Source organism: Salipiger sp. HF18 (genome assembly GCF_011806505.1).
In the GTDB taxonomy this organism is placed as follows: Bacteria; Pseudomonadota; Alphaproteobacteria; order Rhodobacterales; family Rhodobacteraceae; genus Salipiger; species Salipiger thiooxidans.
Window position 1 is genome coordinate 1 of sequence record NZ_JAATOS010000138.1, and the last position, 9,456, is coordinate 9,456.

Consider the following 9,456-nt stretch of genomic DNA (forward strand, 5'->3'; position numbering starts at 1 on the left):
CGGATATGACCCAACGACTGGATCACCAGCGGGTGCAGGCCCTCGCCGCCCGCCTCGATGAAGGCGATGAGCTGGCTGCGCATCCGCGGTTCCCAGAAGTCGTTGATGTGGGCGGCCACGTCCTCGGCGCCGTGATCGCCGGGCTGGCTGGCAAAGAAGGTGGCGATCTGGTTGGCCATCATGACCATTTTCTCAGGCGACATGGCTCTCTCCATCCACGATGCGCTCGGGGGCGGCATAAAGGTCGAATCCGCCGCCCCGGGCGAAGGCGGCAAGCGTCAGGCCCGCGGCCTGCGCGGTCTCGAGCGCCAGCGCGGTCGGGGCGGATACGGCGATGAGGATCGGGCAGCGGGCGAGCACGGTCTTCTGGACCATGTCGACCGAAACCCGGCTGGTCAGCACGAAGGCGCCCTCGGCCGGGTCGAGCCCCTGCCGCACCATCGCGCCGATGAGCTTGTCGAGCGCGTTGTGCCGCCCCACGTCCTCGCGCGCCATGACGATGCCCTCGCCGGGGCGCAGGAAGCCCGCGGCGTGGACGGCGCGGGTCTGGTCATGCAGCGGCTGGTGGGCGCGCAGAAGGTCGGTCGCCTGCGCCACCTCGGCACGGCCGAGCCTCGGACCGCGGGCGGGCAGTCGGGGCAGGGGGCGCAGCGCCTGCTCGAGCGAGTCGATGCCGCAGAGCCCGCAGCCGGTGGGCCCCATCAGGCTGCGCTGGCGCTCCTTCAGGGCCGAGCCGCGCTCGGTCCTGAGCCAGATCCGCGCCTCGATGCCGCGCGCATGGGTCACCGTCTCGAACTCGGCCACGTCGGAGAGCTCGGAGATGATCCCCTCGCTCAGGGCGAAGCCGTAGGCGAAATCGGCGATGTCGTCCGGCGTCGCCATCATCACCGCCTGCGTCGAGCCGTCGAAGACCAGCGCGACAGGCACCTCTTCGGGCAGGGCGCGCGTCACCGGGCGCACGGCGCCACGATGCACCGCCAGGCCCGGCCGGCTGATGCAGCGCGCACTCATTCCGCCGCCGGCAGGATACGTCGCGAGCGTTCGGCCTGCGCGGCGTAGTCCTCTTGCCAGTCGCTCGGCCCGTTGCTGGGCGCGACCTGAACGGCGGTCACCTTGTATTCCGGGCAGTTGGTGGCCCAGTCCGAGTAATCGGTGGTCACCACGTTAGCCTGCGTGTCCGGGTGGTGGAAGGTGGTGTAGACCACGCCGGGGCTCACCCGGTCGGTGATCGTCGCCACCAGCGTCGTCTCGCCCGAGCGGCTGGCCAGCTTGACCCAGTCGCCGTTCTTGAGGCCGCGGTTCTCGGCGTCATGCGGATGGATCTCGAGCATGTCCTGCTCGTGCCAGACGCTGTTGGCTGTGCGCCGGGTCTGGGCGCCCACGTTGTACTGCGACAGGATCCGGCCGGTGGTCAGCAGCAGCGGGAAGCGCGGCCCGGAGCGTTCGGCGGTGGCGACGTACTCGGTCACGATGAACCGGCCCTTGCCGCGCACGAAGCCGTCCACGTGCATGAGCGGCGTGCCCTCCGGGTGCTCGCCGTTGCAGGGCCACTGGACCGAGCCCTTCTCGTCGAGCAGGTCGTAGGTGACGTTGGCGAAGCTCGGCGTGGTGGCGGCGATCTCGGCCATGATCTGCTCGGGGTGGGTATAGGCCCAGCCCGCGCCCATGGCATTGGCGAGCATCTGCGTCACTTCCCAGTCCTCGTAGCCGTTCTTCGGGGCCATCACCTTGCGCACGCGGTTGATACGACGCTCGGCGTTGGTGAAGGTCCCGTTCTTCTCGAGGAAGGACGAGCCCGGCAGGAAGACATGCGCGTAGTTGGCGGTCTCGTTGAGAAAGAGGTCATGCACGATGACGCATTCCATCGCGGCAAGCCCCGCGGCCACGTGCCGGGTGTCCGGGTCCGACTGCAGGATGTCCTCGCCCTGGCAGTAGAGCCCCTTGAAGGTGCCCTCGACCGCGGCGTCGAGCATGTTGGGGATGCGCAGGCCGGGTTCGGGGTCGATGGTCACGCCCCACGCGTCCTCGAAGACCTTGCGGACCTCGGGCAGCTTCACGTGGCGATACCCCGGCAGCTCGTGCGGGAAGGAGCCCATGTCGCAGGAGCCCTGCACGTTGTTCTGGCCCCGCAGCGGGTTGACGCCCACGCCCTCGCGGCCGATGTTGCCGGTCATCATGGCGAGGTTCGCCAGCGCCATGACCGTGGTCGAGCCCTGGCTGTGCTCGGTGACGCCGAGGCCGTAGTAGATCGCCGCGTTGCCGCCCTTGGCGTAGAGCCGTGCCGCCGCGCGAAGCTCCTGAGCGTTGACGCCGGTGAGCAGCGCGGTGCTTTCGGGGGCGTGGCGCTTGTCCGAGACGAACTCGACGAACGCCTGGAACTCGTCCCAGTCGCAGCGCTCGCGGATGAAGGCCTCGTCATAGAGCCCTTCGGTCGCGATCACATGCGCCAGCGCGGTGACCACGGCGACGTTGGTGCCCGGGGTCAGCGGCAGGTGATGCGCGGCCTCGATGTGGGCCGATTTCACCATGTCGATGCGGCGCGGGTCGATGACGATGAGCTTCGCGCCCTGCCGCAGCCGCTTCTTCAGCCGCGAGGCGAAAACCGGGTGCCCGTCCGTCGGATTGGCGCCGATCACCAGCGCCACGTCCACCTGCTCGACCGAGTCGAAATCCTGCGTGCCGGCAGAGGTGCCGAAGGTCTGGCCGAGCCCGTAGCCGGTGGGTGAGTGGCAGACCCGTGCGCAGGTGTCCGTGTTGTTGTTCATGAAGACCGCGCGGGTGAGCTTCTGCACGAGGTAGGTTTCCTCGTTGGTGCAGCGGCTCGAGGTGATCACGCCCAGGCTCTTGCGCCCGTGCTTCTCCCGGATCGCCTGCATCCGTCCGGCGGCGAAGGCCAGCGCCTCGGACCAGGAGACCTCGCGCCACGGCATGTCGATGCTGTCGCGGATCATCGGGTTGAGGATGCGGTCCGGGTGCTCGGCGTAGCCATAGGCGAAGCGGCCCTTGACGCAGCTGTGGCCGCGGTTGGCCTTGCCGTGCTTCCACGGAGTCATGCGCACCAGCTGATCGCCGTTGAGCTCGGCCTTGAACGAGCAGCCGACGCCGCAATAGGCGCAGGTGGTCACCACCTCGCGGTCGGGGGTGCCAAGCTCGGCCACGCTCTTTTCCTGCAGGGTCGCGGTGGGGCAGGCCTGCACGCAGGCGCCGCAGCTCACGCAATCCGAGGCCAGGAAATCGTCACCGGCGGCGCCCGCCGACACGCGGCTGTCGAAGCCTCGGCCCTCGATGGTCAGCGCGAAGGTGCCCTGCACCTCTTCGCAGGCCCGCACGCAGCGCGAGCAGACGATGCACTTGGAGGGGTCGTAGGTGAAATAGGGGTTGCTCTGGTCCTTCGGCATATACAGCGGATTCGCCTCGCCGTCGGGCATCCGCAGCCGAGCCTCGGATTGCGACCGTGCGCCGGTGCCGGAGGGGTCGAAGTGATTGTCGCCGGGGGTGTAGCGCACGTCCCGCAGGCCGACCATGCCGGCCATGTCCTGCAGCTCGCAATCGCCGTTGGCGGCGCAGGTCAGGCAGTCGAGCGGGTGGTCCGAGACGTAAAGCTCCATCACCCCGCGCCGGATCTTCTTCACCTTCGAGGACTGGGTGTGCACCACCATGCCCGCGTGCACCGGCGTGGTGCAGGAGGCGGGGGTGCCGCGCCGGCCCTCGATCTCGACCACGCAGAGCCGGCAGGAGCCGAAGGCCTCGACCGAGTCGGTGGCGCAGAGCTTCGGCACCTTGATGCCCGCTTCCATGGCTGCCCGCATCACCGAGGTGCCCGCGGGCACCGTGACCTCGATGCCGTCGATCGTCAGGTGAACCGGTTTGCCCGCCTTGGCCGGCGTTCCCATGTCCCGGTCGTCCCAGGGAATGATGAAATCCTTCATCGCGCATCCTCCCGCGGTTTTGTCTCGCCGCAAATGTTCCGGGTAAGCCCGCGCCCCGCGCGGACGGGGGCAGCGCCCCCGGCCCGGTTGCCCCGCGTCGGCGAGGCCAAGTTCGTCACGGTCCCCGTGCCGCTCATTCTGCCGCTTCCCGGACTGCCCCGAATTCCTCGGGGAACAGCCGCAGGGCCGACATCACCGGGTAGGGGGTGAACCCACCCAGCGCGCAAAGCGAGCCGTCCTTCATGGTCTCGCAGAGGTCGGTCAGCAGCGGCACGGCCTCGGCGTCGCCCGCGGCGATCCGGTCGAGCGTCTCGACGCCGCGCACCGCGCCGATGCGGCAGGGCGTGCACTTGCCGCAGCTCTCGACGGCGCAGAACTCCATTGCGAAGCGCGCCATGCCGAGCATGTCGGCGGTGTCGTCGAAGACCACGAGACCGGCGTGGCCGATCAGCGCGCCTTCGCCGTCGAACTCCTCGTAGCCGAAGGGCGTGTCGAACTGGTCGGTGACGAGGTAGGCGCCCAGCGGGCCGCCGACCTGCACGGCCTTCACCGCGCGGCCCGAGGCGGTGCCGCCGCCAAGATCCTCGACGATCTGGCCAAGCTTCATGCCGAAGGCGGTCTCGAAGAGGCCGCCGTGCCGGACGTTGCCGGCGATCTGCAGCGGGATCGTGCCCTTCGACCGGCCGAGGCCGAAGTTCGCGTAGAACTCGGCGCCCTTCTCGAAGATCACCGGCACGGTGGCGAGCGAGATCACGTTATTCACCACGGTGGGCTTGCCGAAGGCGCCTTCGAGCGCCGGCAGCGGCGGTTTGGCACGCACCACGCCGCGCTTGCCCTCGAGCGAGTTCAGCAGGGAAGTCTCTTCACCGCAGACATAGGCGCCGGCACCGACGCGGACCTCGAGCTCGAAGGCTTTGCCCGAGCCAAGCACGTCGGGGCCCAGCACGCCGGCGGCGCGGGCGATCTCGATGGCGCGGCGCATCACCGCCACCGCGTCGGGATATTCCGAGCGGGTGTAGACGAAGCCCTTGGTGGCGCCGCAGCCGATGCCGGCGATGGTCATGCCCTCGATCAGGCAGAACGGGTCGCCCTCCATGATCATGCGGTCGGCGAAGGTGCCGCTGTCGCCCTCGTCGGCGTTGCAGACGATGTACTTGCGGTCGGCATGCGCCATGCGCACCGTGTCCCACTTGATGCCGGTGGGGAAGCCTGCGCCGCCGCGGCCACGCAGGCCCGAGAGCTTCACCTCGTCGGTGATCTGCTCGCCGGTCATGCCAAGCGCGCGGCGCAGGCCGACGAGGCCACCGAGGGCTTCGTACTGTTCCAGCGAGAACGGGTCGGTGATGCCGCAGCGCGCGAAGGTGAGGCGGGTCTGCCGCTTCATCCAGTCGAGCTCGTCGGTCAGGCCGAGCGCCTTTTCGTGGCCGTCCTCGAACAGCGCGGAGACATCTTCGGGGGTCATCGGGCCAAAGGCCATGCGGCCCGCGGGCGTCTCGACCTCGACCAGCGGCTCCAGCCAGATCATCCCGCGCGAGCCGTTGCGCGCGATCTCGATCTCGACACCGCGCCTCAAGGCCTCGGCGCGGATCGCCGCGACCACCTCTTCGGCGCCAAGCGCCTTGGCGGCGCTGTCCATGGGAACCCAGATCTTCATGCTGCGCCCTCCAGAGCCTTCTCGAGCCGCGCCGCGTCGGCGCGAGCGATCAGCCGGTCATCCACCATCGCGGCGGGGGCGCAGGCGCAGAGCCCGAGGCAGTAAACCGCCTCGACCGTTACCAATCCGTCAGAAGTGGTGCCGCCCCAGCCGATGCCGAGCTTCTCGAGCACCGCGTCGGACAGCGCGTTCGCGCCCATCGACTGGCAGGCCTCGGCGCGGCAGATCTTGACCACGTGCCGACCGGCGGGGGCTTTGCGGAAATCATGGTAGAAGGACATCACCCCGTGCACCTCGGCCTTGGTGAGGTTCAGGGTCTCGGCGATCATCCCGAGCGCCGCTTCCGGCACGTGATCATAGGCCTCCTGCAGCGCGTGCAGGATCGGCAGCAGAGGCCCCTCGAGGTGCATCTGTCCGTCGATGAGGGCCTGGATCTCGTCGGCCGTCGGCTTTGAGTGGCGCATAAGGGCTTCTCCTCCTACGGTGGTCCCCTGTTCTGCCAGATCATTCATTGTCGATTCAATATCGTTATTCCGTTAAACGATAGTCAAATCCTATCAACGGGCCGGTCGGGAGAGCCCCTCGGTTTCGCGCAGAAGTGCCTGCAGCACGGGGGTATAGGGCTCCTGGTGCGGGGCAATGAGGCCCACGGTGGGGGCAGTGCCGCGCTCGCGCAGGGGGACCACCGCCAGCGGCTTGCCTTCGCAGAGGAAGCGGGCGAGATCGTCGGGCAGGATCGTCACCCAGTCGCCGTGCAGCACGTTGGCCACCAGCACCACGGTGGAGTTCGATTCAATCAGCGCCGCAGGGCCGACGCCGGCCTCCATGAAGTGCCGGTTGATGATGCGCCGGTTCTGCATGTCCGGGGTCAGCAGGCAGAGCCGCGCCTCCCCCAGCGCGTCCCAGCTCAGCGGCCCGCCCTTGGCGAGCGCGTGGTCGGGGCGGCAGACCAGCGTGTAGGCCTCGCGGTAGAGCGGCCGGGTGGTGACCCGCCCCAGGGGCTCGTTGTCGAGGTAGGAGATGCCGACGTCGATCTCGAGATCGTCGAGCATCGACAGGATTTCCGCCGAGGCCCGCGACAGGACGGTGAAGCTCACGTTGGGGTGGCGGTCGGTGAAACCGGTGACCAGCCGCGACGCCCAGGTGAGCGCGGTCGGGATCACCGCAAGCCGCAGGTGCCCGGCAAGCCCCTCGCGAGAGGCGCGCATCTCTTCGCGCAGGCGGCGGGTATCCCCGACGATCTGCCGGGCCCGGATCAGGGCGCGCTGGCCCTCGGGGGTCAGCCCGCCGAAGCGCGAGCCGCGGATCACCAGCTTCACGCCGAGCTGCTCCTCGAGCTGGCGGATGCCGGTGGACAGCGTCGGCTGGGTGATGCCGAGGCTCTCGGCGGCGCGACCGAAGTGCTTCTCCCGGGCGAGGGCGATGAGCATTTCAAGCTTGGGGATCATGTCTGTCTATCGAAACTGGGCATGACGATCCGTAGCAGACATTACTCTGATCGGGCAATCTGTCGCAGCCAGGGTGCCTATAACCCTATGGACTTCGAAAATCAGCACAATGAATGCATGTTTTCAGAGCCGAAATATTGAATAATGTTTCGGAGCACATAGTAAAAATAGGGCAAAGATTAACGACAAGCCTCACCCGCCGCTTCCTGCGCGGAGCTGGGCGGACAAGACGAAGGAACAGGGATGGTTTCAGCCAGCGGACTTCTGCCCGTTATGGTTCTATTGCCTTTTATCGGCGCGCTCGTGCCGGGGCTGATGATCCGTGCGGGGCGCAATGCCTGCGCAACGTTCACTGCCATTCCGACCCTGCTTGCGCTGATCCTGCTTGGCGTGATGGCCCCCGACGTGATGAACGGCGGGACCGTCACCGCGCGGATCGACTGGTTGCCGGGGCTCGGGCTCAACGCCAACTTCATGCTCGACGGGCTCGGCCTGCTGTTCGCGGGCATGATCCTCGGCGTGGGGCTGCTGATCATCCTCTACGCGCGGTTCTACCTCTCGGGCGATGACCCGATGGGGCAGTTCTACACCTATCTGCTGCTGTTCCAGGGCGCGATGCTGGGAATTTCGGTCTCGGACAACATCCTGCTGCTTCTGGTGTTCTGGGAGCTGACCTCGCTCTCGTCCTTCCTGCTCATCGGCTACTGGAAGCACCTGCCCGAGGGCCGCCAAGGCGCCCGAATGGCGCTGACCGTGACCGGAGCGGGGGGACTCGCGATGATCGCCGGGATGCTGATCCTCGGCAATATCGCGGGCAGCTACGACCTGTCGGTGATCCTCCAGCACGGCGACGAGATCCGCGCCTCGGAATACTACCTGCCGGCGCTGATCCTGATCCTGCTGGGCGCCTTCACCAAGTCGGCGCAGTTCCCCTTCCACTTCTGGCTGCCGCACGCCATGGCCGCACCGACCCCGGTCTCGGCCTACCTGCACTCGGCGACCATGGTGAAGGCGGGGGTCTTCCTGATGGCCCGCATGTGGCCGGTGCTCGCGGGCACCGAGGCGTGGTTCTACATCGTCTCCACCGTGGGGCTGATCACCATGGTGCTGGGCGCGCTGATCGCGCTCTTCAAGGACGATCTGAAGGCGCTGCTGGCCTTCTCGACCGTCAGCCACCTCGGCCTGCTGACGATGCTGCTGGGCTTCGGTACACCGATGGCTGCGACGGTGGCGGTGTTCCACATCATCAACCACCTGACCTTCAAGGCCACGCTCTTCATGTGCGCGGGCATCGTCGATCACGAGACCCACACCCGCGACATCAAGCGCCTTGGCGGGCTCGCGAGCCTTATGCCGATCACCGCGCTTATCGCGGTGGTGGCGGCGCTCTCGATGGCGGGGATCCCGCCGCTCAACGGCTTCATGTCCAAGGAAATGATGCTCGAGGAAGTGGCACACACCCACTGGTGGGGCGGCACCTGGCCAATCATCATCGTGGCCACCGCCGGCGCAATGCTGTCAGTCGCCTATTGCTTCCGCTTCATCGGCCATACCTTCTTCGGCCCGGTGCGCGACGACTATCCGCACCACCCGCATGATCCGCCCGCGGGCATGCTGGCAGCGCCCGCCTTCCTTGCGGTGATGGTGGTGGCCATCGGCCTCTTCCCGTCGCTGATCGCGGGCCCCATCGTCGACGTGGCCAGCGCCGCGGTCACCGGGGGCATTGCCGAGCACGTGCACCTGAAGCTCTGGCACGGGGTCACACCGGCGCTCATCATGTCCATCGTCGCGACCCTCGGCGGTGCCTTCCTGCTGTGGCTGCACCGCCCGCTCGACCGCGTCTGGCTGAGCACGCCGCGGCCCGAGGCCAAGGCGATCTTCGAGCGGCTCGTGGCCGTGGTCGAGCACGCCTCGCTGCGCTTTACCGAGATCACCCACAACGGCGCCATCTCGCGCTACCTCGCGATCTTCACCGTGGCGACCATCGTTCTGGGCTTCGCGGCCTACAGCGGAGGCGGCATGGCGCCGCCGACGCGCGGGCTGCTGCCGGTGCCGCCGCTCGTGGCCGTGGGCTTCGTGCTGCTGATGGTGGCCACCGCGGCCATCGTCACCATGCACCGAAACCGCTTCCGCGCGCTGATGCTGACCAGTGTGATCGGGCTCATGGTCTCGGCCGGCTTCGTCTACCTCTCGGCGCCGGACCTCGCGCTGACGCAGATCACCGTGGACACGGTGACCGTGCTGCTGATGCTGGTGGCACTGCATTTCCTGCCCAAGGACACCCCGAGCGAGAGCCCGACGATCCTCAAGGTCCGCGACGGCGCCATCGCGGTCGCGGCGGGTGCGGCGGGGGGACCGCCGGGCCACACCCTCCCGCTTCGCGGCCGCTCCCCCATCTCCGGCTACCCCCCCCCCCACCCCCCCA

Annotated in this window: 7 protein-coding genes; 1 reads left to right on the plus strand and 6 read right to left on the minus strand. The window is 68.0% G+C overall.

What is annotated here, in order from left to right:
• From HC022_RS13045 to HC022_RS13070, 6 genes are all read right to left on the minus strand, one after another.
• Positions 1-203 (minus strand): formate dehydrogenase subunit delta (locus HC022_RS13045; RefSeq protein WP_167452726.1); only part of this gene is annotated, 203 nt, incomplete at its 3' end.
• Positions 193-1,011: a formate dehydrogenase accessory sulfurtransferase FdhD gene (fdhD, locus tag HC022_RS13050; protein WP_167452727.1), complete on the minus strand. Its 819-nt coding sequence runs from the start codon at positions 1,009-1,011 to the stop codon at positions 193-195. The genes HC022_RS13045 and fdhD, both read right to left, overlap by 11 nt.
• Positions 1,008-3,929, minus strand: a complete 2,922-nt coding sequence (gene fdhF, locus HC022_RS13055; protein WP_167452728.1) for a formate dehydrogenase subunit alpha — start codon at positions 3,927-3,929, stop codon at positions 1,008-1,010. Before fdhF ends, fdhD begins: the two co-directional genes overlap by 4 nt.
• Positions 3,930-4,062: 133 nt before the next feature.
• Complete coding sequence (locus HC022_RS13060) at positions 4,063-5,583, minus strand: NADH-quinone oxidoreductase subunit NuoF (RefSeq protein WP_167452729.1); 1,521 nt, start codon at positions 5,581-5,583, stop codon at positions 4,063-4,065.
• Positions 5,580-6,047: a formate dehydrogenase subunit gamma gene (locus tag HC022_RS13065; protein WP_008884820.1), complete on the minus strand. Its 468-nt coding sequence runs from the start codon at positions 6,045-6,047 to the stop codon at positions 5,580-5,582. The genes HC022_RS13060 and HC022_RS13065 overlap by 4 nt, the downstream gene beginning before the upstream one ends.
• Before the next feature lie 93 nt (positions 6,048-6,140).
• Positions 6,141-7,031 (minus strand): LysR family transcriptional regulator, encoded by an 891-nt coding sequence (locus HC022_RS13070; RefSeq protein WP_008884205.1) that lies wholly within the window; start codon positions 7,029-7,031, stop codon positions 6,141-6,143.
• A 243-nt stretch (positions 7,032-7,274) separates the two neighbouring features.
• Here HC022_RS13070 and HC022_RS13075 point away from each other — a divergent pair.
• Positions 7,275-9,456, plus strand: a 2,182-nt coding sequence (locus HC022_RS13075) for a proton-conducting transporter membrane subunit (protein WP_254885080.1), incomplete at its 3' end; no start/stop codon positions are given.

Bases quoted from the DNA above. Each gene is read 5' to 3' on its own strand.
- fdhD (WP_167452727.1), bottom strand. From the start codon at position 1,011: ATGAGTGCGCGCTGCATCAGCCGGCCGGGCCTGGCGGTGCATCGTGGC.
- fdhF (WP_167452728.1), bottom strand. From the start codon at position 3,929: ATGAAGGATTTCATCATTCCCTGGGACGACCGGGACATGGGAACGCCG.
- HC022_RS13060 (WP_167452729.1), bottom strand. From the start codon at position 5,583: ATGAAGATCTGGGTTCCCATGGACAGCGCCGCCAAGGCGCTTGGCGCC.
- HC022_RS13065 (WP_008884820.1), bottom strand. From the start codon at position 6,047: ATGCGCCACTCAAAGCCGACGGCCGACGAGATCCAGGCCCTCATCGAC.
- HC022_RS13070 (WP_008884205.1), bottom strand. From the start codon at position 7,031: ATGATCCCCAAGCTTGAAATGCTCATCGCCCTCGCCCGGGAGAAGCAC.